Raw genomic sequence first — 26,112 nt, forward strand, 5'->3', positions numbered from 1 at the left:
GGATAAGGACATGCCTAAATATAGATCAGCCACCACCACCCACGGCCGCAACATGGCAGGGGCACGAGCACTGTGGCGCGCGACTGGGGTTAAAGATGAAGACTTTGGCAAGCCGATCATTGCCGTGGTCAACTCATTCACACAATTCGTTCCAGGTCACGTTCACCTAAAAGATCTTGGTCAACTGGTGGCGCAAGAGATTGAAGCCGCTGGTGGTATCGCCAAAGAATTTAATACCATTGCCGTCGATGATGGCATTGCAATGGGTCACGGCGGCATGCTCTACTCGCTGCCTTCGCGTGAACTGATTGCCGACTCGGTCGAGTACATGGTCAATGCACACTGCGCCGATGCGATGGTGTGTATCTCAAACTGCGATAAGATCACCCCAGGAATGCTGATGGCATCAATGCGCCTGAATATTCCCGTGATCTTTGTCTCTGGTGGCCCGATGGAAGCGGGTAAAACCAAGCTATCGGATCAGATCATCAAGCTCGACCTGGTTGATGCCATGATGCAGGGCGCCGACCCGACGGTCTCAGATGAGCAAAGTGAGCAGATTGAGCGCTCAGCGTGCCCTACGTGCGGCTCATGCTCAGGGATGTTCACCGCTAACTCGATGAACTGCCTCACCGAGGCGCTAGGTTTGTCTCAGCCTGGTAACGGCTCAATGCTGGCGACCCACGCTGATCGTAAAGAGCTGTTTGTTAACGCCGGTAAGCGTATCGTCGAGCTGACCAAGCGCTACTACGAGCAAGATGATGTGACCGCACTACCGCGCAATATCGCGACCAAAGAGGCGTTTGAGAACGCGATGGCTCTCGATATCGCCATGGGCGGCTCAACCAACACCGTGCTGCACCTACTTGCTGCGGCGCAAGAGGGTGGCGTTAACTTCGATATGCAGGATATCGACCAGATGTCTCGCCGCGTGCCGAACTTATGTAAGGTCGCACCCTCAACCCAGAAATACCATATGGAAGATGTCCACCGCGCTGGCGGCGTCGTGGGTATCTTGGGTGAACTGGACCGCGCGGGCCTATTGAACAATCAATCAAAAACCGTGCTCGGCCTGACTTGGGAAGAGCAGCTGGCGCAATACGACATCATGCTAACTCAATCCGAAGAGGTGAAGTCGTTCTACCGCGCAGGTCCTGCTGGCATTCGCACCACCGAAGCCTTCTCGCAAGACTGTCGCTGGGATAGCCTGGATGATGATCGTGAGAACGGTTGTATCCGCACCAAAGAAAACGCCTACAGCCAAGACGGTGGTCTGGCGGTGCTTAAAGGCAATATTGCCCTTGATGGCTGTATCGTCAAAACCGCTGGTGTTGATGAGAGCATTCTCAAGTTTACTGGCCCGGCAGTGGTATTTGAGAGCCAAGAGGATGCGGTGGATGGCATTCTCGGTGGTAAGGTGAAAGCCGGTGATGTGGTGGTGATCCGCTACGAGGGTCCAAAAGGCGGTCCTGGCATGCAAGAGATGCTCTACCCAACCACCTATCTAAAATCGATGGGGCTGGGCAAAGAGTGTGCACTGCTGACTGATGGACGCTTCTCTGGCGGCACATCTGGGCTATCGATTGGCCACGCGTCACCTGAGGCGGCAAATGGCGGCACTATTGGTCTGGTGAAAGATGGCGACATTATCGCTATCGATATCCCTAATCGCACCATCTTGCTTGAGGTAGCTGAGCAAGAGCTGGCTGAACGCCGCGCGAAACAGGATCAACTTGGCTGGCAACCAGCCGATCGCGAGCGCACGGTATCACTGGCTCTAAAAGCTTACGCAAGCATGGCGACCAGTGCCGATAAAGGTGCCGTGCGAGATCGCTCTAAACTAGAGGGTTAGCCAATGACCCTCACTCAGTTTACTGGTGCAGATTATCTGCGCCAGATCCTCAGAGCCCCAGTTTATGAAGTGGCGACAGTAACGCCGCTACAGGACATGCCACGCCTAGCTGCACGGATCCATAACCAGGTGCAGCTCAAGCGTGAAGACCGCCAGCCAGTGCACTCATTTAAATTGCGCGGGGCCTACAATATGGTCGCAAGCCTTTCTGAGGAGCAAAAAGGCGCTGGCGTGATCGCCGCATCAGCCGGCAACCACGCTCAGGGCATGGCACTGTCAGGCACTAAGCTTGGCATCAAGACCATTATTGTGATGCCCAAAACCACACCGGACATCAAGGTCGATGCGGTGCGAAGTTTTGGTGGCGAGGTAGTACTGCATGGCAGCAACTTCGATGAAGCCAAGGCCGAAGCAGAGCGACTCTCAGAGCTGCATGGTTACACCTTTGTGCCACCGTTTGATCACCCACTGGTGATCGCAGGACAGGGCACGATTGGTATGGAGATGCTGCAGCAAAATGGTCATCTGGACTATATCTTTGTTCCTGTCGGCGGCGGCGGTCTTGCTGCCGGTGTTGCCGTTTTGGTGAAACAACTGATGCCGGAGATCAAGGTGATTGCAGTTGAGCCTGAGGACTCCTCATGCCTAAAAGCCGCATTGGATGCCGGTGAGCCGGTAGTGCTCGATCAAGTCAGCATGTTTGCTGACGGTGTCGCGGTTAAACGTATTGGTGAAGAGACCTTCCGCCTGTGTCAGGAATACATCGACGGCCACGTGGCGGTCTCAAGCGATGAGATCTGCGCGGCGGTGAAGGATATTTTCGAGGACACGCGCGCGATCGCCGAGCCCTCTGGAGCACTGGCACTGGCGGGACTGAAAAAGTTCGCTGAGCAAAACCAGCTGCGTGGCAAAAACCTCGGCACGGTGCTGTCTGGGGCAAACACCAATTTCCATGGCCTGCGCTACGTATCAGAGCGCTGCGAGCTGGGTGAGAAACGCGAAGGCTTACTCGCGGTGACCATCCCTGAGCGTCAGGGTGCCTTCTTCGAGTTTTGTAACTTGATTGGTGGGCGAGCGGTGACCGAGTTTAACTACCGCTACAACCAAGACGACCTGGCCAACATCTTTGTTGGTGTGCGCCTGCAAGGCGGTCAAGAGGAGCTCGAGAGCATTATTCATGACCTGCGAGAAGGCGGCTACCCCGTGGTTGACTTATCCGATGACGAGATGGCTAAACTGCACATTCGTTACATGATAGGCGGCAAGCCCTCCAAGCCTCTGAAAGAGCGCTTATACAGCTTTGAGTTCCCAGAATATCCTGGGGCGCTACTTAAGTTCCTCAGCACCCTTGGCACGCATTGGAACATCAGCCTATTTAACTATCGCAATCATGGTGCCGACTATGGGCGGGTGCTGTGTGGCTTTGAGCTGGAAGAGGCGGATCTGTCGCGTTTCTCAGCCCACCTCCGGGAGTTAGGTTATCAGTGTAAAGATGAGACCGATAATCCATCCTATCAGTTCTTTTTGTCCTAAACTCAAAAGCCAGTCCATCGACTGGCTTTTTTATTGACCCTGATATTAGCCACAATCATGACTAATATGCATAGACTTAATGTAAAGGTTTCATTTTATTCATAGATGAGATGTGACTATACTCACCTCGTTTCCTGAGCGAATTTAATTGGAGAACCTCAATGTTTAATGCCCTACTCCTGAATCAAGAAGAAAAACGTACTGTCGCCTCAATCCAGCAAATCGACGAGAGTCAGCTGCCAGAGGGTGAGGTACTGATCGATGTCGATTACTCATCGCTGAACTACAAAGATGGTTTGGCTATCACGGGCAAAGGAAAAATCATTCGTAATTTCCCTATGGTGCCAGGCATTGACCTTGCCGGTACAGTCGTGAGCTCTGACGACAACCGCTACGCACCTGGTGATAAAGTCGTGCTCACAGGTTGGGGTGTCGGTGAGAACCATTGGGGTGGTATGGCGCAGCGCGCACGTCTAAAAGCCGATTGGTTGGTTCCACTACCAACCGGTCTCGACAGCAAAAAAGCCATGATGGTCGGTACTGCAGGCTTTACCGCCATGCTGTGTGTCCAAGCGCTACTTGATGGTGGCGTGAAGCCAGAAGACGGTGAAGTGCTTGTGACCGGTGCGAGTGGTGGTGTTGGCTCTGTGGCAGTCACCCTGCTAGCACAGCTAGGCTACAAGGTCGCAGCCGTCACTGGTCGTCTTGAGCAAAACGGTCCACTACTAGAAAAACTCGGCGCAGCACGCGTCATCGATCGTAGCGAGTTTGAAGAGCCAGCACGTCCACTCGAAAAGCAGATTTGGGCGGGTGCCGTTGATACTGTGGGTAGCAAGGTACTGGCCAAAGTACTGGCACAAATGGACTACAACAGCACAGTTGCCGCCTGTGGTCTTGCTGGCGGTTTTGATCTGCCGACCACTGTGATGCCATTTATCCTGCGTAACGTGCGCCTACAAGGTGTCGATTCAGTCATGTGCCCAACCGACAAACGCATTGCGGCATGGGAAAAACTGGTTGAGCTACTACCTGAGAGCTTCTTCGAGCAAGCCTGTACTGAAGTCGAACTAGAGCAAGCATCAAAATACGCCGAAGACATCACCAACGGCCAAGTAACAGGTCGTGTTGTGATCAAGCTATAAGTCTGACATTCTTACTGAAAACGAAGCCGAGCAACAATGCTCGGCTTTTTTTTAAGGGGCGAGGGGCGGGTTACACTGCGTTCCGAGTAGCGAGGAGTTTATAGTTCGCTATGATTTCTCGTTCCCCATCAATTAAATATACCTTGTATCCCTGTTCCCATTATCTTGCCTTCCGGTAGACGACAGCCTCACAACACGCTCTGAACTCCTCGCTCCCCGCAGGGCAACGCCCGTCCCCGCACCTCGAACCTTAGAAAAAGGTGCGGGTACACATCACGCGCGGTAATTTCCTCGATTCTCGCTTCTCGACTCTCGCCTCTGCCTTTATTTAAGGCCGATATCCTCAATGCGTTTAGCAATCAAGCGGCCACACTCCTCCTTGACGGTATCACGCAGCCATTTTTGTGCTGGCGAGTGTTCACAGCGTGGGTGCCAGATCATTGAGTAATCGAATGGTGTAAAGGCAAATGGCAGCGGCTTCACCACTAGGTCGTAGCGCTCGGCCACTAAGTAAGCCAAATCAGCGGGTACGGTAATGATCAATGGCATGGTATCGACGATCGCTAGCGCCGCTTCTAAATGATAGGCGCGCAGCACCATTTTAGGTGGTGACATCCCCACGTGCGCTTGATCGATCAGGGCCTTGACCCCATCACTAATCGCTATCATGGCGTGTGGGCACTCAAGGTACTCTGCCAGCGTCATCTCTTTGTTCGCCAGAGGGTGCTGCTTACTCAGCAAGCACAAAACCCCGACTTTACCTAATATCTCACTTTGTAGTGGTTCCACCGGCCCAGTTGGGCGACAGATCGCTAGGTCTGCCCCTTCATAAGTAAGCTGATCCACCAAGCGGTCATGTTGTAGAGGCAAGAAATTAAACGATACCAAAGGGGCTTCTTGATAGATACGCGGTAAGGCAAACGGCAAGATAGTCTGCATCGCGTAATCGGTGGTGGCGATAGTGAACGTCTGATCGCAATCACGCGGGTAAAACTCACTCGGTGAAAGCAACTGACGCAGCGATTCGAGTGGCTCGCCAAGGCGAGCATCAAGCTCAAGCGCTTTTTGGGTCGGAATTAATCGCTGTCCTTGACGCGTGAAAAGAGGATCATCAAGTAGTTCGCGTAGTCTGCCCAATACTCGACTCATCGCCGACTGACTCATATTTAGTCTAGTTGCGGCTTTGCTCACACTGCTCTCTTCAATCAATACCCGCAGCGCCACCAGCAGGTTCAGATCGCGTCGATATACCTCTTCGAGCTCCATTACTCTTCCTCATCCACCCAATAAATCGATACAGTTTACCTGTATTCAGACAAAAAAAATCCCGCCTTTCAGCGGGGAAGCCCAAGAAAACTGGAGATTAACGGAGATTATTTGACTTCAAAACAAATCAGCATTTTTACGGTACTGTGCCTTGATATCGGGCCTTGATATTAGGCCTTAATTGTCTTTCGCCTGATCTTGGCTTGCATCCAGCCCTTGTGCCTCTATCCAAATCCCGGCAACTGAGCCAAAAAACGCGCTCACTGGGAGCAGAGACACATCCTGATCCATTTGCAACAAAAGACTGCAGATTGAAATCACACACAATACCGAATAAACGGATAATCGCTCCATCGTCGACAGCATAACAAGGCTCCATTTGTTATCAACTTGTTAACTTAAGTTAAGCTATAATCTTGGGTTTGCCAAGGTGATATTGAATCTTTTTTGATCGCGAGTATGATGGGCGCTTAAGCCAGAAGAGGTGTAATACACAGATGACTTTCGATCCCAACAAGGCCAATCAAACCCTAGAGGCGCAAGGTTTGCGCTGCCCAGAGCCCGTGATGATGGTCAGGAAGACAATTCGAAATATGCAAGATGGAGAGGTACTGCTGGTGAGCGCGGATGACCCTTCAACCACGCGCGACATACCAAGCTTTTGTCGCTTTATGGACCACCAGTTGATCGCCGCGCAAACGGAACAACTGCCATATCAGTACCTGATTAAAAAGGGCCTTGAATAAATGAGGCTGCCCTAGGCAGCCCTAACCTTTGTCGACTCAGTCGTCGAACTCTATCCCTCTCACTTGTGACTGCAGCGCGTTAAGCTGCTTTTGCATCGACCGCATCTCCTTATGCATCGGGATAATGTGCGCCACGCGAATCCATGATTCCACTGTCAAAGCAGTCAGGATGAATGCGCCTGCGACCATAGGTAGCCACATATCCGTCAAGACCATCCCCAACAGGGTAATCGCTAGCCCAAATGTGAAGAGATAACTCTGACTTTTTGGGGTCATCCCCATATAACGAGTAAGCATGCTCCTGCCCTCCGGCTGTCTGTCACTGATTAAAAGTTAGCATGAGATGGATGAAACTAATATGTCGACCATCACGCCTTTTACACCGATAAACAGGAGCTATGCCTAATAGTGTTTAGAAAAAGGCGGCAGCGACGGCCAAGCCCAAAAACAGCAGTGCGGTGATCTTACGGATCAGGTCAAGCGGCAGTTTGTCAGCCGACAATTTGCCAATCAGTACCACCGGCACGTTGGCGAGCAGCATACCGATCGTGGTACCGAGCACGACCCAAGTCAGGGCATCTGAGTACTGCGCACCGAGAATGGAGGTCGCAATCTGAGTCTTGTCACCAATCTCAGCGATAAAAAACGCCACAAACGAGGCAACAAAGGGACCGCGGTTAGAGATGGTCTCATCATCAAGCTTATCTGGGATCAAGATCCAACCTGCCATGGCAAGAAAACTCGCTGCCACTACCCATTTGAGAAGCTCAGGTGACAAATAGTCCGCCACGACTACACCCAGCCAAGCGGCTAGGGCATGATTAGCAATGGTGGCTAAGAAAATCGCCGCAATGATCGGCACAGGTTTACGGTAACGGCTCGCCAGAAGCAGCGATAACAGTTGGGTTTTATCGCCAATTTCAGCAAGGGCAACCGAGGTAATTGAAATTGCTAGAACGCTCACGAAATGCTCACAGGGGCAGGGTAAATAACAACCATAGACAAACCTCACGCCCCACCCCGGTTCGTGATGATTTATCTAAGGTCTTGCTAAACTCATCGGTGGATGATGAGTCTCGAACGCCATGGTGATTTTGCACCAATTATGTTGACGAACGAACCGATTTAGACAGGCGTCTTAGCGCGGTAAGCTACTCCCCAAAGATGGCACGGATTTTAATCACCTCTTGGCAAAATCACAAGTGCAAAATTCCCTTTTAGGAAAAACCTTATCGCTATCGCCGTCTTTTTTTCTTATCCGCTGCCACTGGCGATGAAATAGTCAAGATTAGCCCTACTCGCACAAGGATTATCTGGGTATAATCAGAGGTTATTTTTATACTTTTACAACAATCGCGCGAACCTGACTATGCAAAAATTCGATATCAAAACCTTCCAGGGAATGATCCTCGCGCTGCAGGATTACTGGGCACAAAATGGTTGTACCATTGTTCAACCGCTAGATATGGAAGTAGGTGCTGGCACCTCTCACCCAATGACATGTCTACGTGCACTTGGCCCAGAGCCAATGTCTACGGCATACGTTCAACCTTCTCGTCGTCCGACCGATGGTCGCTACGGTGAAAACCCGAACCGTCTGCAGCACTACTATCAGTTCCAGGTAGCTCTAAAACCGTCTCCAGACAACATTCAAGAGTTGTACCTTGGCTCTCTAGAGGTACTTGGTATCGACCCGCTAGTGCACGATATTCGCTTCGTTGAAGACAACTGGGAAAACCCAACGCTAGGCGCATGGGGTCTTGGTTGGGAAGTATGGCTTAACGGCATGGAAGTGACTCAGTTTACTTACTTCCAGCAAGTTGGTGGTCTTGAGTGCAAACCAGTAACGGGCGAGATCACTTACGGCATCGAGCGTCTGGCAATGTACATTCAAGAAGTCGACTCTGTTTACGATCTTGTGTGGAACATCGCCCCAGATGGCAACAAGGTAACCTATGGCGACATCTTCCACCAAAACGAAGTTGAGCAATCAACCTACAACTTTGAGCACGCAGACGTCGATTTCCTATTCACTTACTTCGATCAGTGTGAAAAGGAAACCAAACAGCTTCTAGAGCTAGAAAAACCTCTTCCTCTTCCAGCTTACGAGCGCATTCTGAAAGCAGCGCACGCATTCAACATTCTTGATGCGCGTAAAGCGATCTCGGTAACCGAGCGCCAGCGTTATATCCTTCGTATCCGCAACCTAACCAAAGCGGTTGCAGAAGCCTACTACGCATCACGTGAAGCTCTAGGCTTCCCAATGCTGAAAAAAGAAGAGCTGAAAAAGGACGAGGAAAAGTAATCATGGCAAAAGAATTTCTAATTGAACTAGGTACTGAAGAGCTACCACCAACGCAGCTTCGTACTCTAGCAGAAGCGTTCGCAGCAAACTTCGAAGCTGAGCTAAAAGGTGCAGACCTAGCACACGAGGGTGTGAAATGGTACGCGGCTCCTCGTCGTCTAGCGCTTAAGGTGGCCGGTCTTGCCGAAGGCCAAGCCGACAAAGTGGTTGAAAAACGTGGTCCTGCAGTTTCTGTGGCGTTCGATGCCGATGGCAATCCAACCAAAGCAGCGCAAGGTTGGGCTCGTGGTAATGGCATCACAGTAGAGCAAGCTGAGCGTCTCGTGACAGACAAGGGCGAGTGGCTGCTGTTTAAACAAGAAGTGAAAGGCCAAGCGACATCTGAAATCGTGGTAGACCTTGCAGCTAAAGCACTTGCTAACCTGCCGATCGCAAAACCAATGCGCTGGGGTAACAAGACGACGCAATTTATTCGTCCAGTGAAAACCCTAACCATGCTAATGGGCGCTGACCTTATCGAGGGTGAGATCCTAGGCGTTGCATCAAGCCGCACTATCCGTGGTCACCGCTTTATGGGTGAGCAGGAGTTCACGATTGATTCAGCCGAGCAATACCCAGCGATCCTAGAAGAACGCGGTAAAGTGATGGCGGATTACGAAGCGCGTAAAGCCATTATCCTCGCTGACTCTCAAAAAGCCGCTGCAGCGGTTGGCGGCGTGGCTGACCTAGAAGACGACCTAGTTGAAGAAGTGACTTCTTTGGTTGAATGGCCGGTTGTTCTAACGGCGAAGTTTGAAGAAGAGTTCCTAAAAGTTCCTTCTGAGGCGCTGGTTTACACCATGAAGGGTGACCAAAAGTACTTCCCAGTCTACGATGACAACAAGAAGCTACTACCGAACTTCATCTTTGTTTCTAACATCGAGTCAAAAGAGCCTCGCCATGTTATTGAAGGCAACGAGAAGGTTGTACGCCCACGTCTAGCGGATGCTGAATTCTTCTTTAACACTGACCGTAAGCGCCCGCTTATCGACCGTCTACCTGAGCTTGAGCAAGCGATCTTCCAAAAGCAGCTTGGCACCATCAAAGACAAGACAGATCGTATCACGGAACTTGCTGGCTACATCGCCGCGCAAATCGACGCTGACGTTGAAAAATCAAAGCGCGCAGGCCTGCTTGCCAAGTGTGACCTAATGACCTCGATGGTATTCGAATTTACCGATACCCAAGGTGTGATGGGCATGCACTACGCCACGCACGATGGCGAAGACGAGCAAGTTGCATTAGCGCTTTACGAGCAGTACATGCCTCGCTTTGCAGGTGATGACCTACCAAGCACAGGCATCTCATCAGCGGTAGCAATGGCCGACAAGCTCGATACCATCGTGGGTATCTTCGGTATTGGCCAAGCACCTAAGGGCTCTGACCCATTTGCACTGCGTCGTGCTTCTCTGGGTGTGCTGCGTATCATCGTTGAAAACGGCTACAACCTCGACCTGACGGCGCTAATCGCCAAGGCGAAGTCTCTGTTTGGTGACAAGCTAACCAATGCCAATGTTGAAGAGGATGTGATTGAGTTTATGCTGGGTCGTTTCCGCGCTTGGTATCAAGATGCTGGCTTTAGCGTCGACATCATCCAAGCGGTACTGGCTCGTCGCCCAACCAAACCAGCTGACTTTGACCAGCGCGTAAAAGCCGTCTCCCACTTCCGTGAGCTAGAGGCTGCTGAAGCTCTAGCGGCTGCGAACAAGCGTGTAGGTAACATCCTAGCGAAATTCGACGGCGAGCTCGCGGCTGACATCGACCTTGCACTATTGCAAGAGGATGCCGAGAAGACGCTTGCAGAAAACGTTGAGGTCATGACTGAAGCGCTAGAGCCTGCATTTGCAACCGGCAACTACCAAGAAGCCCTAAGCAAACTGGCTGACCTGCGTGAGCCAGTTGACGCGTTCTTTGATAACGTGATGGTAATGGCAGATGACGAGGCGCTGAAGAAAAACCGTCTCACGCTGCTTAACAACCTACGTAACCTGTTCCTACAGATTGCTGATATCTCGGTACTACAGAAGTAGATCCGAAACTCAGAATAGTAAAAAGGGAAGCTACGGCTTCCCTTTTTTTGTCTTAAAGCTCAGTTTGTAGCCGCTCATTGTTGATATAACCCAACTGTTTATACAGGGAGAGACACAATGAGAAAAACCATAATTGCTTGCTCGTTCGCCCTACTGAGTGCATGCAGCCAGACTTCTGAAGATACGCTTTATCTTACGGTTGCCGATCAGCAGGTCGCCTTTGAGCAAGACTCAGATGGCACGTGGTTCGCTGAGCAATACTTTGACAAAGGACAGTACAACCTCGCCATCAGCGCCATCGAGGCGAAATGTGGCAGCAGCTATGCTCTCACGGAGCTGAGCCGAGCTAAGTTTAATACCCCAATGGCGGTGGATAACTGCGCCTCAAACTCTGATCTGCCACTGCGCATCTTTAAGGCCAACACCTACCAATTTGCTCTCAATCCACAAACCAATCAGCTGACCATCAAGGTTAAGCCCAAACCGCAAACCAACCTAATGGCAACCTGCCCAGTTGCTAGTGACCAACCGACTACCATAGAGGTCAGCCAAACCTTCGCCGATGGCACTCTAGTCAGAGATGCACTGTCTGGACAAGAGGCTACCGTGAGCCAAGGCCAAGTGACCATGCAGGCCGCATCAACGAACCAAGGTGTATTGTTACTGGAAGAAGCGAAAACCTATCAAGATACGCCTTTTAGCTGGGACAATGCTACAGTCTACTTCGTGATGACCGACCGCTTCTACAATGGTAATCCTGATAATGACCACAGTTATGGCCGTACCCAGGATGGGGAGCAGGAAATTGGCACCTTCCATGGTGGCGACCTAGCTGGACTGACCGCTAAGCTCGACTATATCGAATCACTCGGGGTGAATGCACTCTGGATAACCTCACCACTTGAGCAAATCCATGGCTGGGTCGGTGGTGGGAACAATGGTGACTTTAAGCACTATGGCTACCACGGCTATTACCACCAAGACTGGACCAAGCTCGATGCCAATATGGGCACTGAAGAAGAGTTGAGAGAGTTTATTGATACTGCGCACTCAAAGGGGATTCGTGTGATCTGGGATGTGGTGATGAATCACACCGGCTACGCCACTTTAGCTGACATGCAGGAATTTGGTTTTGGTCAGCTCTACCTTGATGACCAAGAGGCGAAAAAAATACTCGGGGACAAATGGACCGACTGGCAACCTGGGCCAGGACAGAGTTGGCACAGCTTTAACGACTACATCAAGTACAATGATGCTGCGGCATGGAACAAATGGTGGGGGACTGACTGGCTGCGTACTGATATTGGCAACTACGACGCACCGGGATACAACGACCGAACCATGTCGCTTAACTTTTTGCCCGACCTGAAAACAGAATCGCAAGTGAAAACGGGGCTGCCTAACTTTTATCTCAACAAAGACACTAAGGCCACCGATGATCTTAAAACACCAAGAGAACATCTTATCACCTGGCTGTCCGATTGGGTGCGCGAATACGGCATCGACGGATTTAGAATCGATACCGCAAAACATGTTGAAATGGATGCATGGCAGGCACTCAAAGACGCCAGTAGTGAGGCGCTAGTCGAATGGAAACGTAGCAACCCAGACAAAGCCCTAGATGACTTGCCATTTTGGATGACGGGCGAGGTATGGGGCCATACGGTGATCAAAAGCGATTACTTTGATAACGGCTTCGACTCGATCATCAACTTCGAGTTCCAAACCGACGTCGCGCCAAAAGCACTCGACTGTTTTGCCAAGCTCGATCCTGCCTACCAGCGCTACGCCAAGGCAATCAATAGTGACGAAACATTCAATGTCCTAAGCTACCTATCGTCACACGATACAGCGCTATTCTGGGCCTCACGTAGCAAGAGTTTCGCTGATCAGCACAAAGCGGCTAATGCGCTGATGCTTGCCCCTGGCGCAGTACAAATCTATTACGGTGATGAGATCGCGCGTGATTTTGGCCCGACCGGCTCAGATTCGCACCAAGGCACCCGTTTGCCAATGCCATGGGATCAAATCGAAGACGACAGAGCCACCCTACTAAAACACTGGCAAACCCTTGGCGAGTTCCGCAAACGCCATCCCGCTGTCGCTAAAGGCGCGCATATCACTCGTCACCAGGGTGAATACTATGCCTTTGAGCGTCAGTATGAAGAGGACAGAGTGCTCGTTGTGTACACTGGCCACTAACTGTCGATAAATCGATTTAAAAGCCAGCTGGTCTTAGCTGGCTTTTATTTTGGATAAACACTTTTACTCGACCGCTCATTGAGTTATTTTCAATCTCTTGTTGTTTAATCAACCGGCAGGTGGCGGTCAATGCAGTTCTCGAAGTTTGGTGAAAAGTTTAATCAGTATTCAGGTATTACACAGCTAATGGATGACCTTAATGATGGTCTACGCACGCCGGGGGCGATTATGCTCGGTGGCGGTAACCCAGCCCAAATCCCTGCCATGCTCGATTACTTTCATGCCAGCTGCCAAGAGCTACTCGACAGTGGTGATCTCGTCGCCTCAATGGCCAATTACGATGGCCCCCAAGGCAAAGATAGTTTTATTCAAGCTTTGGCAAAGCTATTGCGTGATACCTATGGCTGGGATATCTCAGACAAGAATATCAGTCTCACCAACGGCAGTCAGAGTGGCTTTTTCTACCTGTTTAATCTTCTGGCTGGCACGCAGCCGGATGGCTCACACAAAAAGATCTTGCTGCCTTTAGCGCCAGAATATATCGGCTATGGTGATGCGGGGGTCGATCAAGATATCTTTGTGTCTTACAAGCCTGAGATTGAGCTATTAGATAATGGCCTATTCAAATATCACGTCGATTTTAACCAATTAAAGGTCGACGACAGTGTGGCCGCTATCTGTGCGTCGCGCCCAACCAATCCAACCGGTAACGTGCTAACGGAAGAGGAGATAATCCACCTTGACCAACTGGCACGCGACAACAATATCCCACTGATTATCGATAATGCCTATGGCGTACCCTTCCCCAATATCATCTTTGAGGATGTGCAGCCATTTTGGAATGACAACACTATCTTATGCATGAGCCTGTCTAAGCTCGGCCTACCGGGTGTACGCTGCGGCATCATTATCGCCAATGAAGCCATCACACAAGCACTGACTAATATGAATGGCATCATCAGTCTATCACCTGGTAGTGTTGGACCAGCTATCGTCAAGCATATGATTGAGAAGGGCGATTTACTCGAACTTAGCACTAAGATCATCAAGCCGTTTTATCAGCAAAAGTCCAAACGCGCGATAGATCTTCTCCAACAAGCCATCAAAGATCCTCGCTTTAAGATCCACAAACCCGAAGGCGCGATCTTCCTCTGGCTGTGGTTTGATCAACTGCCGATCACCACCATGGAGCTATATAAACGCCTGAAAGAGCGCGGCGTATTAATCGTCCCAGGCGAATACTTCTTTATCGGCCAAGAATCACAATGGCAACACAGCCACCAATGCCTACGCATGAACTACGTCCAAGACGACGACAAACTGCAAAAAGGCATTGAAATTCTTGCTGAAGAAGTGCTCAAAGCATACGGGGAGTAGAGGCGAGAGGCGAGATCACTGCGTTGCGAGAAGCGAGGATGCGCGCTTCTCTATAGGGAGCGAGGTTCGAGTACGGGCTGTCGCCCTACGGGGAGCGAGTGGTACGGTGGATAATTGCCAGTTCAACACTCCCTCTGTACTTACAGTTACATACAACGTAAAAAGCCCAGCATTGGTTTAATGCTAGGCTTTCTTCTATCTAATGCCTAGGACAGTTATAAGAGTACGTGTGAACGGTAAACTCTTTTCACCCACAAACTCCTCGCTCCTCGAAGCGCAGCGTCCCCGAACCCCGCCCCCTCGAATCTCGTCTCTCGCAACGAAGTGATCTCGCTTCTGGAAACGCAAAAAGCCCCGATCTTTCGATCGAGGCTTTGAGAGATGGCAGGGGTGGAGAGATTCGAACTCCCAACACGCGGATTTGGAATCCGCTGCTCTGCCAATTGGAGCTACACCCCTAAAATTGTACTGAATCTAGTATACGTTAGATTCAAAAAAACCTCGCATGAAGCGAGGTCTTTGAATAAGTGGCGGAGTGGACGGGACTCGAACCCGCGACCCCCGGCGTGACAGGCCGGTATTCTAACCAACTGAACTACCACTCCGCAGTGGTCTATTTAAAGTCTTATCTCTAGAGCGCTTTAAACAGATAATGTTCAAAGCCTGGCGATGTCCTACTCTCACATGGGGAAGCCCCACACTACCATCGGCGCTAATTCGTTTCACTTCTGAGTTCGGCATGGAAATCAGGTGGGTCCAAATCGCTATGGTCGCCAAGCAAATTTGTTTAATTTAGAAAGCTGTAAAAGTTCTTAATACACATTCAAAGTTCTTAGCTTTGAGTCCATCAAAACCCTTTGGGTGTTGTATGGTTAAGCCTCACGGGCAATTAGTACAGGTTAGCTCAACGCCTCACAACGCTTACACACCCTGCCTATCAACGTTCTAGTCTCGAACAACCCTTAAGGATACTTAAAGTATCAGGGAAGACTCATCTCAGGGCTCGCTTCCCGCTTAGATGCTTTCAGCGGTTATCGATTCCGAACTTAGCTACCGGGCAATGCGATTGGCATCACAACCCGAACACCAGAGGTTCGTCCACTCCGGTCCTCTCGTACTAGGAGCAGCCCCCTTCAATCTTCCAACGCCCACGGCAGATAGGGACCGAACTGTCTCACGACGTTCTAAACCCAGCTCGCGTACCACTTTAAATGGCGAACAGCCATACCCTTGGGACCGACTTCAGCCCCAGGATGTGATGAGCCGACATCGAGGTGCCAAACACCGCCGTCGATATGAACTCTTGGGCGGTATCAGCCTGTTATCCCCGGAGTACCTTTTATCCGTTGAGCGATGGCCCTTCCATACAGAACCACCGGATCACTATGACCTGCTTTCGCACCTGCTCGAATTGTCATTCTCGCAGTCAAGCGGGCTTATGCCATTGCACTAACCTCACGATGTCCAACCGTGATTAGCCCACCTTCGTGCTCCTCCGTTACTCTTTGGGAGGAGACCGCCCCAGTCAAACTACCCACCAGGCACTGTCCTCAACCCCGATAAGGGGTCTAAGTTAGAACATCAAACATACAAGGGTGGTATTTCAAGGATGGCTCCACAAATACTGGCGTACTTGCTTCAAAGCCTCCCACCTATCCTACACATGTAGGCTCAATGTTCAGTGCCAAGCTGTAGTAAAGGTTCACGGGGTCTTTCCGTCTAGCCGCGGGTACACTGCATCTTCACAGCGATTTCAATTTCACTGAGTCTCGGGTGGAGACAGCGTGGCCATCATTACGCCATTCGTGCAGGTCGGAACTTACCCGACAAGGAATTTCGCTACCTTAGGACCGTTATAGTTACGGCCGCCGTTTACCGGGGCTTCGATCAAGAGCTTCGACCTAAGTCTAACCCCATCAATTAACCTTCCGGCACCGGGCAGGCGTCACACCGTATACGTCATCTTACGATTTTGCACAGTGCTGTGTTTTTAATAAACAGTTGCAGCCACCTGGTATCTGCGACTCCCCATAGCTCCATCCGCAAGGGACTTCACCGCGAGGAGCGTACCTTCTCCCGAAGTTACGGTACCATTTTGCCTAGTTCCTTCACCCGAGTTCTCTCAAGCGCCTTGGTATTCTCTACCCGACCACCTGTGTCGGTTTGGGGTACGATTCCTTACAATCTGAAGCTTAGAGGCTTTTCCTGGAAGCATGGCATCAATGACTTCACATCCGTAGATGCTCGACATCGTGTCTCAGCCTTAAAGAGAGCCGGATTTACCTAACTCTCAAGCCTACGCACTTGAACCTGGACAACCGTCGCCAGGCCCACCTAGCCTTCTCCGTCCCCCCATCGCAATTGTAAGAAGTACGGGAATATTAACCCGTTTCCCATCGACTACGCCTTTCGGCCTCGCCTTAGGGGTCGACTTACCCTGCCCCGATTAACGTTGGACAGGAACCCTTGGTCTTCCGGCGAGGAGGTTTTTCACCCCCTTTATCGTTACTCATGTCAGCATTCGCACTTCTGATACCTCCAGCAAGCCTTACAGCTCACCTTCAACGGCTTACAGAACGCTCCCCTACCCAATAACTAAAAGTTATTGCCGCAGCTTCGGTGTATAGCTTAGCCCCGTTACATCTTCCGCGCAGGCCGACTCGACTAGTGAGCTATTACGCTTTCTTTAAATGATGGCTGCTTCTAAGCCAACATCCTAGCTGTCTAAGCCTTCCCACATCGTTTCCCACTTAGCTATACTTTGGGACCTTAGCTGGCGGTCTGGGTTGTTTCCCTCTCCACGACGGACGTTAGCACCCGCCGTGTGTCTCCCGGATAGTACTTACTGGTATTCGGAGTTTGCAAAGGGTTGGTAAGTCGGGATGACCCCCTAGCCTTAACAGTGCTCTACCCCCAGTAGTATTCGTCCGAGGCGCTACCTAAATAGCTTTCGGGGAGAACCAGCTATCTCCAGGTTTGATTGGCCTTTCACCCCTAGCCACAAGTCATCCGCTAATTTTTCAACATTAGTCGGTTCGGTCCTCCAGTTGATGTTACTCAACCTTCAACCTGCCCATGGCTAGATCACCTGGTTTCGGGTCTATATCCAGCAACTCGACGCCCAGTTAAGACTCGATTTCTCTACGGCTCCCCTAGATGGTTAACCTCGCTACTGAATATAAGTCGCTGACCCATTATACAAAAGGTACGCAGTCACACTTTGAGGTGCTCCTACTGCTTGTACGTACACGGTTTCAGGTTCTATTTCACTCCCCTCACAGGGGTTCTTTTCGCCTTTCCCTCACGGTACTGGTTCACTATCGGTCAGTCAGTAGTATTTAGCCTTGGAGGATGGTCCCCCCATATTCAGACAGGATATCACGTGTCCCGCCCTACTCGATTTCACTGATTATGATATGTCGGTTACGGGGCTATCACCCTGTATCGCGCCACTTTCCAGAGGCTTCACCTGTATCATTAAAAGCTTAAGGGCTAGTCCAATTTCGCTCGCCGCTACTTTCGGAATCTCGGTTGATTTCTTTTCCTCGGGGTACTTAGATGTTTCAGTTCCCCCGGTTCGCCTCACTAACCTATGTATTCAGTTAGTGATACTCTCTTATGAGAGTGGGTTTCCCCATTCAGAAATCCCAGACTCAAAGGTTGTTACTACCTAATCTGGGCTTATCGCAAGTTACTACGTCTTTCATCGCCTCTGACTGCCAAGGCATCCACCGTGTACGCTTAGTCACTTAACCATACAACCCCAAAGAGTTTCGGAGTTGTCGTTTAAACAACCAAAGTTGTCTGCAATTTTTATACATGATGCAGACTCGATTTTGCCGGACTCAAATATTAAGTAGCTTTCGCTACTTCCAAGAACACTTGAATGTGTGTTGGTACCTACATCTTTCGATATAGGATTTGAGAACTTTTATTTGAATAACAACGCTTATCTAAAAGATAAGGGGATTGTTGTTATTCGTCAGCTTTCCAAATTTTTAAAGAGCAAATCACTTCGTATGAAGTAACCATTTTTAAAAGCACTAGTGCCCTTTTGTTTCAAAGGAAGTGCGTTTAAAGATGGTGGGCGATACCGGGCTCGAACCAGTGACCCCCTGCTTGTAAGGCAGGTGCTCTCCCAACTGAGCTAATCGCCCACATACGTTTTACGTCCTGTGGTAGACGTCAAGAATGGTGGAGCTAAGCAGGATCGAACTGCTGACCTCCTGCGTGCAAGGCAGGCGCTCTCCCAGCTGAGCTATAGCCCCATCTTGAGAGTTATTTCTTCAGAAGAAGAAATGGTGGGTCGTGCAGGATTCGAACCTGCGACCAATTGATTAAAAGTCAACTGCTCTACCAACTGAGCTAACGACCCAATGGTATCCCGTAGGGGAGTCGAACCCCTGTTACCGCCGTGAAAGGGCGGTGTCCTAGGCCTCTAGACGAACGGGACACTGGTGCGAATATCTTGGGGGATATTCAATACTCTAAAACTTTATAAACCATCAATCTGTGTGAACACTCATCGCAATAATCATCGTATAAGGAGGTGATCCAGCCCCAGGTTCCCCTAGGGCTACCTTGTTACGACTTCACCCCAGTCATGAACCACAAAGTGGTGAGCGTCCTCCCGAAGGTTAAACTACCCACTTCTTTTGCAGCCCACTCCCATGGTGTGACGGGCGGTGTGTACAAGGCCCGGGAACGTATTCACCGTAGCATTCTGATCTACGATTACTAGCGATTCCGACTTCATGGAGTCGAGTTGCAGACTCCAATCCGGACTACGACGCACTTTTTGGGATTCGCTCACTCTCGCAAGTTGGCTGCCCTCTGTATGCGCCATTGTAGCACGTGTGTAGCCCTACTCGTAAGGGCCATGATGACTTGACGTCGTCCCCACCTTCCTCCGGTTTATCACCGGCAGTCTCCCTGGAGTTCCCACCCGAAGTGCTGGCAAACAAGGATAAGGGTTGCGCTCGTTGCGGGACTTAACCCAACATTTCACAACACGAGCTGACGACAGCCATGCAGCACCTGTCTCATAGTTCCCGAAGGCACCAAAGCATCTCTGCTAAGTTCTATGGATGTCAAGAGTAGGTAAGGTTCTTCGCGTTGCATCGAATTAAACCACATGCTCCACCGCTTGTGCGGGCCCCCGTCAATTCATTTGAGTTTTAATCTTGCGACCGTACTCCCCAGGCGGTCTACTTAACGCGTTAGCTCCGAAAGCCACGGCTCAAGGCCACAACCTCCAAGTAGACATCGTTTACGGCGTGGACTACCAGGGTATCTAATCCTGTTTGCTCCCCACGCTTTCGCATCTGAGTGTCAGTATCTGTCCAGGGGGCCGCCTTCGCCACCGGTATTCCTTCAGATCTCTACGCATTTCACCGCTACACCTGAAATTCTACCCCCCTCTACAGTACTCTAGATGACCAGTTTCAAATGCTGTTCCGAGGTTGAGCCCCGGGCTTTCACATCTGACTTAATCATCCACCTGCATGCGCTTTACGCCCAGTAATTCCGATTAACGCTCGCACCCTCCGTATTACCGCGGCTGCTGGCACGGAGTTAGCCGGTGCTTCTTCTGTCGCTAACGTCAAATACCGCAGCTATTAACTACGATACCTTCCTCACGACTGAAAGTGCTTTACAACCCGAAGGCCTTCTTCACACACGCGGCATGGCTGCATCAGGCTTGCGCCCATTGTGCAATATTCCCCACTGCTGCCTCCCGTAGGAGTCTGGACCGTGTCTCAGTTCCAGTGTGGCTGATCATCCTCTCAGACCAGCTAGGGATCGTCGCCTTGGTGAGCCATTACCTCACCAACTAGCTAATCCCACCTGGGCTAATCTTGACGCGAGAGGCCTAAAAGGTCCCCCTCTTTGGCTCCTGTTCGTTATAAACAAGGGCATTATGCGGTATTAGCTATCGTTTCCAATAGTTATCCCCCACATCAAGGCATATTCCCAGGCATTACTCACCCGTCCGCCGCTCGCCGCCCAGAAACGCACCCGAAGGATTGTAACTGTCGCTGCCGCTCGACTTGCATGTGTTAGGCCTGCCGCCAGCGTTCAATCTGAGCCATGATCAAACTCTTCAATTTAAGATTTTGTCGGCTCAATGAATACTGAATTCATATCTAACGATATGTGAATTGACTGTGCTCGAATGATTGCTCATTCAAATTGGTCACTCAGTTCATTGAAACCTAATTTGAAGCCTAAGCTTCTAATTGGATTATCATCAACGAGTGCCCACACAGATTGATAGGTTTATATTTTTAAAGAGCGTTGCTTTGAGGCTTTCCCTCAGAGCGGATGTGCATTTTAGCGATTTAAGTTTTCGTGTCAACCACTTTTTTAAATCTTTTTTCAAGCGATTTGCTTGAAGCGTTTTGCACCGCTAACCGTTTGGGTTTCTTTCGAAGCCATCCCGTGTCAGCGAGGTGGCATTATAGAGATTCGCGTTTGCTTGGCAAGGCTTTTTTCAAAGTTTTTTCGATTTTTATCGCAACCGAACACTAAGCGAGCAAAACACAGTAAAAACACCTGTTTTGATTACATCTTATTAAAGGTTTCTGCGAATTTATCGACTTTTAGCCAATTGGTGTACTCTACCTCTTTGCTTGTGTCCGTCTCACCACCGGTTAATGTCATTATTAACTTAATCATGTTTCTGTCGATCCAGTTATAACGTGGGTAGTAGAGGGCACCAGCAAAAACGCCAATTAGGCTGGGTTGCCAGGGTGATTTCTTTAGGAACGTCTTTATATACACACTTCCTTCAGGGGTATCCTTACCTTGGTCTTCTTTACGAGCCGTCAGGTTGACACAAAAGAAAGCTGCGTTTTTACGAGTTAGATACTCTTTATTGGCTGAAATGAACCTATATAGCTTTTTATTCAGATGACCATAGCGAATAGAAGCACCTATAAGGATTCGATCATAGTTTTCGATGTCTAATCCAAGTGACTGGTGCAAATCGACAACCTCACACTCAACACCTTCTAGCCGAGAAGCGATATGGTTGATGATTTTCTTGGTTTGTCCTTCTCTTGAAGAGTAGAGTAACAATGCTTTTTCCAAATCGAGCTCCTTTAGCTTTTCCAAAATGCTGGGGTCAATAGAATAAGAAGGGTAAAGATCTCTAGGCGACCAAATAGCATCGAAACAATCAATACCCATTTGGCTTTGTCATTAATCTCACCAAAATGCAGTGCCACCTCGCCCAAACCAGGACCCAAGTTATTCAAAGTCGCCGCGACCGCAGAGAACGCACTGAGCTCATCCATCCCGGTGGCAATCAAACCCAGCATGCAAACCACAAACACCAATGCATAAGCCGAGAAGAATCCCCATACCGCATCCACCACACGCTGGGACAGGGCAGACCCACCCACTTTGATCGTATAGACCGCTCTTGGGTGAACCAAGCGTTTTAGTTCACGGGCACCTTGCAGAGTGAGCAACAGGATTCGGATCACCTTCATACCGCCACCGGTTGAGCCTGCACAGCCACCGATAAAGGAAGAGAACAATAGCAATACCGGCAAGAACAGTGGCCATTCAGAAAAGCCTGTCGTCGTGAAACCAGCCGTGGTTGAGATCGATACCGTCTGGAACAGAGCTTGATCGAATGCATCGTAGGTCGAGTCATAAGAGTGGTGATTAAGCAGGATGGCAAAACAAACCACAAACAGGAGCGCTTGAATAAACAGAAAAGCTCGAAACTCGGGATCACGCCAATAATACTTAGGGTGCACACCACCAGAGGCAAATGCAGCAAAGTGTAGTGAGTAGTTACATGCTGAGATCAGCAAGAACACCACCGTAATAAGGTTTATCGCGTAGCTGTCAAAATACCCCATACTCGCATCGTGGGTAGAAAACCCGCCAATCGCAATGGTCGAGAAACTGTGACTAATCGCATCAAACGGCGTCATTCCCGCCATCCAGAAGGAGAGGGCACAGCCAATTGTCAGACTAAGATAGATGTACCACAGCGCTTTGGCCGTCTCTGCAATCCTTGGCGTCATCTTAGTGTCTTTAACTGGACCTGGAATTTCGGCGCGGTACAGCTGCATACCACCGATCCCCAAGACGGGTAGAATAGCGACTGCCAGCACGATGATACCCATGCCACCAAACCATTGCAGGAGCTGGCGATAGAACAAGATAGCCTTAGGCAAGTCATCAAGACCGACAATAACCGTCGCACCTGTGGTGGTTAAAGCAGAGAAAGACTCAAAAAAAGCATCGGTGACCGAGATTGCCGGGTCGTCGGAGATCAGGAAAGGCAGCGAACCCGCACTACCCAATACCGTCCAAAATAACACCACTATCAAAAAGCCATCGCGCGCCTTGAGCTCGTGACGATGACGTCGATTGGGAAACCAAAATAAGAAGCCGGCAAACAGCAGCACAAAAAAGGTGGTGACAAAAGGCACACCCGCACCGTCACGGTAGATCAACGCCACCAACGCGGGCGCGAGCATAGTGACACTAAATAGGGCAAGCAATAGCCCAACGATGCGAATTATGGATCGAAATTGCATGAGTAGTTATCGAAGCGAGCTTCACTTTTCCTTGTGGTTATTTGTCTTGCGACGTCACTATCGCTTTCGCGCCGCTTTTATTAACGACAGCTTCGGTAAACGAGGAGACTTGATTAACCTCAATCTCAACCGTTAGCTCGACGTTTTCAGCATAGTTGGCGGCGATCTCTTGCGCACCAAATTGGCCAAGCATTGACTGTAAGATCGGCACAAAACTGTAGTCTAACGCTATCACTAGGTTTGTGGTGATTTTTTTCTCTATTGTTTGCAGTACCTTGAGGGCTTGCTGTACCCCACCACCATAGGCTTTTACTAAGCCTCCCGTACCCAGCTTGATGCCGCCAGAGTAACGCGTCACTACCGCCGTGATCTCACCCACGCCAGAGCCTGACAGTTGCGCCAGAATCGGTTTACCTGCCGTCCCCGATGGCTCACCATCGTCGCTAAAACCCCACAACATTGAATTCTCTGGTCGGCCAGCGACAAACCCCCAGCAATTATGTCTTGCGGCCGAGTGCTGCTGCTTGATCTGCTCAACAAAGGCTTTCGCCGCCTCAACGCTGGGAGTATGGGCGAGATGAGTGATAAACACACTCTTTTTGATTTCTTCTTCAAAAATAGCGGCTTGCTGAGGAATTAGATAGGGCTGATTGTTCATATTGCTACGCTGCAGGCTTAGGTCGAGGGAGTTTATCATGAACTCTGGCGTAGACAGAATAGTCAACAGGCACCACAATGTTAAACACTTGTTTAAATTTTGTATTGAAATTCACCAAAACCCGTCGCAAACTAAAACTACTGGTCTAACCAGATAACTATAACAAGACTCCCTACAACCTCATCGTAAGTCATGGAGACAGACAATGATTTACCAATCAGACGCTATTGTAGTAAAGGAAGTACAACCGGGCGTGGCCGAGCTCTGTTTCGACTCTCCCGGCTCGGTTAATAAGCTCGACCTCGCAACACTGGAATCACTGGATAAGGCCATTGATGCCGTAAGTGCCCATTCAGCCCTCAAGGGGTTGATACTGACATCTAATAAAGATGCCTTCATCGTTGGTGCTGACATCACTGAGTTCCTTGGTTTATTTGCCAAGCCTCATGAGCAGCTAGATCAATGGCTTCAGTACGCTAATAGTATCTTCACCAAACTCGAAGATTTGCCGATGCCGACTCTCTCTGCTGTGAAAGGTCATACATTAGGTGGCGGATGTGAGTGTGTACTTGCCACTGACATTCGCATTGGCGACTCGACCACCAGCATCGGCCTACCTGAAACCAAGCTGGGTATTATGCCGGGATTTGGTGGTTGTGTACGCCTACCTCGCGTGATTGGTGCGGACAATGCTATGGAGATCATCACCCAGGGTAAGGCATGCCGCGCTAGTGAGGCCTTAAAGCTCGGACTGATCGATGCCATTGTCGATCAAGACAACCTTACCCAGTCGGCACTGAGCACGCTTGAGCTAGCCATCAACGAAAAAATTGACTGGCAAGCTAGACGACAACAAAAATTGGCCGCACTGAGGCTGAGTAAACTCGAGGCCATGATGAGTTTCACCACCGCCAAAGGACTCGTGGCACAAAAGGTAGGTAAGCACTACCCAGCGCCAATGAGTGCGGTGAAAGCGATAGAGGAAGCCGCTACCTTAGGCCGTGATGCTGCGCTGGATATCGAGCGTGATTACTTTATCCACCTCACCAAGACCCCAGAGGCAAAAGCCTTAGTCGGGCTATTTCTCAATGATCAGTACATCAAGGCGATTGCCAAGCGAGCGAGCAAATCGGCACATCGTACTACCGATTGCGCTGCGGTGCTTGGTGCAGGTATCATGGGTGGGGGGATCGCCTATCAGTCTGCGCTCAAGGGTGTACCTGTGGTTATGAAGGACATCGCTCAATCGTCACTTGACCTTGGAATGAGTGAGGCAAGCAAATTACTCAATCAGCGCCTTGAGCGAGGACGTATTGATGGCTATGCCATGGCTGACATTCTTTCTGCCATTACACCGAGTCTTCACTATGCTGGCTTTAATGATGTTGATGTCGTGGTTGAGGCGGTGGTCGAAAACCCCAAAGTCAAAAGCGCCGTGCTGAGCGAGGTTGAAAATCAAGTCACTGCCGATACGGTGCTGACCTCTAACACCTCAACAATTCCTATTAACTTACTCGCACAATCCCTGCAGCGTCCGGAAAACTTCTGTGGGATGCACTTTTTTAACCCCGTCCATCGCATGCCATTAGTCGAGGTGATCCGAGGGGAGCACACGTCAGATGAAACCATCAATCGTGTTGTCGCCTATGCGGCTAAAATGGGCAAATCACCGATTGTGGTTAACGACTGCCCCGGATTTTTTGTCAATCGAGTGCTGTTTCCCTACTTTGGCGGCTTCAACCTGTTACTTCGAGATGGCGCGGACTTTACCCAGATAGACCAGGTGATGGAGAAGCAGTTTGGCTGGCCAATGGGACCGGCCTATTTACTGGATGTGGTCGGTATTGATACAGCGCACCACGCCCAGCAAGTCATGGCCAAAGGTTATCCTGAGCGCATGGGCAAACAAGGACGCGATGCAATTGATGCCTTGTTTGATGCCAACAAATTTGGTCAAAAGAATGGTGATGGTTTTTATCACTACACCACGGATAAAAAAGGCAAGCCGAAGAAAACCCTCTCTGACACCATATTGCCCGTACTGGCCGATGTATGCAGTGAACCACAAACGTTTGATCAACACACCATCATAGAGCGAATGATGATTCCAATGATTAACGAGGTCGTGCTGTGTCTCGAAGAAGGCATCATTGCCAGTGCAGAAGAGGCTGATATGGCGCTGATTTATGGCCTCGGCTTCCCACCATCCAAAGGCGGTGCGCTGCGCTTCCTTGATAGTCTTGGCTTGGATCAGTTTATCGCGATGGCGAAACAGTACTCTCATCTCGGCGCTACGTATCAAGTACCGAAGATGCTCACGGATATGGCTGCCAAGGGCGAGTCCTTTTATCGCAACCAGCAACAAGGCTCAATCTAAGGAGGAGACACCAAATGGACTCGC

Annotated in this window: 16 protein-coding genes, 6 tRNA genes and 3 rRNA genes; 9 read left to right on the plus strand and 16 right to left on the minus strand. The window is 50.1% G+C overall.

Annotated features, from left to right (window positions below; genetic code table 11):
• Positions 1 to 10 precede the first annotated feature (10 nt).
• The 3 genes from ilvD (at position 11) to acuI (ending at position 4,527) form a co-directional block, all read left to right on the plus strand.
• The gene (ilvD, locus tag ACZ5R2_RS02040) at positions 11 to 1,852 is read left to right on the plus strand and encodes a dihydroxy-acid dehydratase (protein WP_464900832.1); all 1,842 of its coding nucleotides are present in this window, start codon (positions 11 to 13) and stop codon (positions 1,850 to 1,852) included.
• Positions 1,853 to 1,855: 3 nt separating this feature from the next.
• Positions 1,856 to 3,385 carry a threonine ammonia-lyase, biosynthetic gene (gene ilvA, locus ACZ5R2_RS02045; RefSeq protein ID WP_464900833.1) on the plus strand — a complete coding sequence of 510 codons (1,530 nt, stop codon included), beginning with the start codon at positions 1,856 to 1,858 and terminating at the stop codon, positions 3,383 to 3,385.
• 161 nt (positions 3,386 to 3,546) lie between these two features.
• A complete protein-coding gene (gene acuI, locus ACZ5R2_RS02050; RefSeq protein ID WP_464900834.1) occupies positions 3,547 to 4,527 on the plus strand; it encodes an acrylyl-CoA reductase (NADPH) in 981 nt (326 codons plus the stop codon).
• Between the two features lie 324 nt (positions 4,528 to 4,851).
• Here acuI and ACZ5R2_RS02055 read toward each other — a convergent pair whose 3' ends face one another.
• Both ACZ5R2_RS02055 and ACZ5R2_RS02060 read right to left on the minus strand, forming a co-directional pair.
• Positions 4,852 to 5,793: a LysR family transcriptional regulator gene (locus tag ACZ5R2_RS02055; protein WP_464900835.1), complete on the minus strand. Its 942-nt coding sequence runs from the start codon at positions 5,791 to 5,793 to the stop codon at positions 4,852 to 4,854.
• 177 nt (positions 5,794 to 5,970) lie between these two features.
• Positions 5,971 to 6,159: a hypothetical protein gene (locus ACZ5R2_RS02060; RefSeq protein ID WP_464900836.1), complete on the minus strand. Its 189-nt coding sequence runs from the start codon at positions 6,157 to 6,159 to the stop codon at positions 5,971 to 5,973.
• A gap of 131 nt (positions 6,160 to 6,290) precedes the next feature.
• On the opposite strand from ACZ5R2_RS02060, the gene tusA reads away from it, so the two are divergent.
• Positions 6,291 to 6,539: a sulfurtransferase TusA gene (gene tusA, locus ACZ5R2_RS02065; protein WP_438461210.1), complete on the plus strand. Its 249-nt coding sequence runs from the start codon at positions 6,291 to 6,293 to the stop codon at positions 6,537 to 6,539.
• A gap of 36 nt (positions 6,540 to 6,575) precedes the next feature.
• Here tusA and ACZ5R2_RS02070 read toward each other — a convergent pair whose 3' ends face one another.
• A complete protein-coding gene (locus ACZ5R2_RS02070; RefSeq protein WP_438461211.1) occupies positions 6,576 to 6,836 on the minus strand; it encodes a hypothetical protein in 261 nt (86 codons plus the stop codon).
• 115 nt (positions 6,837 to 6,951) lie between these two features.
• Positions 6,952 to 7,503, minus strand: a complete 552-nt coding sequence (locus tag ACZ5R2_RS02075) for a TMEM165/GDT1 family protein (RefSeq protein ID WP_464900837.1) — start codon at positions 7,501 to 7,503, stop codon at positions 6,952 to 6,954.
• Between the two features lie 405 nt (positions 7,504 to 7,908).
• Here ACZ5R2_RS02075 and glyQ point away from each other — a divergent pair, with 405 nt between their 5' ends.
• The 4 genes from glyQ (at position 7,909) to ACZ5R2_RS02095 (ending at position 14,492) form a co-directional block, all read left to right on the plus strand.
• Positions 7,909 to 8,844 carry a glycine--tRNA ligase subunit alpha gene (glyQ, locus tag ACZ5R2_RS02080; RefSeq protein WP_464900838.1) on the plus strand — a complete coding sequence of 312 codons (936 nt, stop codon included), beginning with the start codon at positions 7,909 to 7,911 and terminating at the stop codon, positions 8,842 to 8,844.
• A 2-nt stretch (positions 8,845 to 8,846) separates the two neighbouring features.
• On the plus strand, positions 8,847 to 10,913 hold the full coding sequence (gene glyS / locus ACZ5R2_RS02085; RefSeq protein ID WP_464900839.1) for a glycine--tRNA ligase subunit beta: 2,067 nt from the start codon (positions 8,847 to 8,849) through the stop codon (positions 10,911 to 10,913).
• 117 nt (positions 10,914 to 11,030) lie between these two features.
• Positions 11,031 to 13,115, plus strand: a complete 2,085-nt coding sequence (locus ACZ5R2_RS02090) for an alpha-amylase (protein WP_464900840.1) — start codon at positions 11,031 to 11,033, stop codon at positions 13,113 to 13,115.
• Between the two features lie 129 nt (positions 13,116 to 13,244).
• Positions 13,245 to 14,492: a valine--pyruvate transaminase gene (locus ACZ5R2_RS02095; protein WP_464900841.1), complete on the plus strand. Its 1,248-nt coding sequence runs from the start codon at positions 13,245 to 13,247 to the stop codon at positions 14,490 to 14,492.
• A 382-nt stretch (positions 14,493 to 14,874) separates the two neighbouring features.
• Here the strand turns inward: ACZ5R2_RS02095 and ACZ5R2_RS02100 are convergent.
• From ACZ5R2_RS02100 to ACZ5R2_RS02155, 12 genes are all read right to left on the minus strand, one after another.
• Positions 14,875 to 14,951: transfer RNA gene (locus ACZ5R2_RS02100), tRNA-Trp, on the minus strand.
• Between the two features lie 69 nt (positions 14,952 to 15,020).
• Positions 15,021 to 15,097: transfer RNA gene (locus tag ACZ5R2_RS02105), tRNA-Asp, on the minus strand.
• A 56-nt stretch (positions 15,098 to 15,153) separates the two neighbouring features.
• A 5S ribosomal RNA gene (rrf, locus tag ACZ5R2_RS02110) occupies positions 15,154 to 15,270 on the minus strand.
• Positions 15,271 to 15,360: 90 nt separating this feature from the next.
• Positions 15,361 to 18,247: ribosomal RNA gene (locus ACZ5R2_RS02115) — 23S ribosomal RNA — on the minus strand.
• A 326-nt stretch (positions 18,248 to 18,573) separates the two neighbouring features.
• Positions 18,574 to 18,649: transfer RNA gene (locus ACZ5R2_RS02120), tRNA-Val, on the minus strand.
• Positions 18,650 to 18,684: 35 nt separating this feature from the next.
• Positions 18,685 to 18,760 (minus strand) — tRNA-Ala (locus ACZ5R2_RS02125).
• A 31-nt stretch (positions 18,761 to 18,791) separates the two neighbouring features.
• Positions 18,792 to 18,867 (minus strand) — tRNA-Lys (locus ACZ5R2_RS02130).
• Between the two features lie 2 nt (positions 18,868 to 18,869).
• A tRNA-Glu gene (locus tag ACZ5R2_RS02135) sits at positions 18,870 to 18,945 on the minus strand.
• 89 nt (positions 18,946 to 19,034) lie between these two features.
• Positions 19,035 to 20,602: ribosomal RNA gene (locus ACZ5R2_RS02140) — 16S ribosomal RNA — on the minus strand.
• Together the 16S, 23S and 5S rRNA genes with 6 tRNA genes alongside form the textbook arrangement of a ribosomal RNA operon.
• Positions 20,603 to 21,056: 454 nt before the next feature.
• A complete protein-coding gene (gene hemG, locus ACZ5R2_RS02145) occupies positions 21,057 to 21,584 on the minus strand; it encodes a menaquinone-dependent protoporphyrinogen IX dehydrogenase (protein WP_464900842.1) in 528 nt (175 codons plus the stop codon).
• 11 nt (positions 21,585 to 21,595) lie between these two features.
• Positions 21,596 to 23,053, minus strand: coding sequence for a TrkH family potassium uptake protein (locus ACZ5R2_RS02150; protein WP_438459642.1), 1,458 nt, complete (start codon positions 23,051 to 23,053; stop codon positions 21,596 to 21,598).
• A 37-nt stretch (positions 23,054 to 23,090) separates the two neighbouring features.
• Complete coding sequence (locus ACZ5R2_RS02155; RefSeq protein WP_438459643.1) at positions 23,091 to 23,711, minus strand: YigZ family protein; 621 nt, start codon at positions 23,709 to 23,711, stop codon at positions 23,091 to 23,093.
• 205 nt (positions 23,712 to 23,916) lie between these two features.
• On the opposite strand from ACZ5R2_RS02155, the gene fadB reads away from it, so the two are divergent.
• The gene (fadB, locus tag ACZ5R2_RS02160) at positions 23,917 to 26,088 is read left to right on the plus strand and encodes a fatty acid oxidation complex subunit alpha FadB (RefSeq protein ID WP_464900843.1); all 2,172 of its coding nucleotides are present in this window, start codon (positions 23,917 to 23,919) and stop codon (positions 26,086 to 26,088) included.
• Positions 26,089 to 26,112: the final 24 nt, after the last annotated feature.

This window comes from Vibrio sabulosilitoris (assembly GCF_055391395.1).

Bases quoted from the DNA above. Each gene is read 5' to 3' on its own strand.
- ilvD (WP_464900832.1), top strand. From the start codon at position 11: ATGCCTAAATATAGATCAGCCACCACCACCCACGGCCGCAACATGGCA.
- ilvA (WP_464900833.1), top strand. From the start codon at position 1,856: ATGACCCTCACTCAGTTTACTGGTGCAGATTATCTGCGCCAGATCCTC.
- acuI (WP_464900834.1), top strand. From the start codon at position 3,547: ATGTTTAATGCCCTACTCCTGAATCAAGAAGAAAAACGTACTGTCGCC.
- ACZ5R2_RS02055 (WP_464900835.1), bottom strand. From the start codon at position 5,793: ATGGAGCTCGAAGAGGTATATCGACGCGATCTGAACCTGCTGGTGGCG.
- ACZ5R2_RS02060 (WP_464900836.1), bottom strand. From the start codon at position 6,159: ATGCTGTCGACGATGGAGCGATTATCCGTTTATTCGGTATTGTGTGTG.
- tusA (WP_438461210.1), top strand. From the start codon at position 6,291: ATGACTTTCGATCCCAACAAGGCCAATCAAACCCTAGAGGCGCAAGGT.
- ACZ5R2_RS02070 (WP_438461211.1), bottom strand. From the start codon at position 6,836: ATGCTTACTCGTTATATGGGGATGACCCCAAAAAGTCAGAGTTATCTC.
- glyQ (WP_464900838.1), top strand. From the start codon at position 7,909: ATGCAAAAATTCGATATCAAAACCTTCCAGGGAATGATCCTCGCGCTG.
- glyS (WP_464900839.1), top strand. From the start codon at position 8,847: ATGGCAAAAGAATTTCTAATTGAACTAGGTACTGAAGAGCTACCACCA.
- ACZ5R2_RS02090 (WP_464900840.1), top strand. From the start codon at position 11,031: ATGAGAAAAACCATAATTGCTTGCTCGTTCGCCCTACTGAGTGCATGC.
- ACZ5R2_RS02095 (WP_464900841.1), top strand. From the start codon at position 13,245: ATGCAGTTCTCGAAGTTTGGTGAAAAGTTTAATCAGTATTCAGGTATT.
- ACZ5R2_RS02150 (WP_438459642.1), bottom strand. From the start codon at position 23,053: ATGCAATTTCGATCCATAATTCGCATCGTTGGGCTATTGCTTGCCCTA.
- ACZ5R2_RS02155 (WP_438459643.1), bottom strand. From the start codon at position 23,711: ATGAACAATCAGCCCTATCTAATTCCTCAGCAAGCCGCTATTTTTGAA.
- fadB (WP_464900843.1), top strand. From the start codon at position 23,917: ATGATTTACCAATCAGACGCTATTGTAGTAAAGGAAGTACAACCGGGC.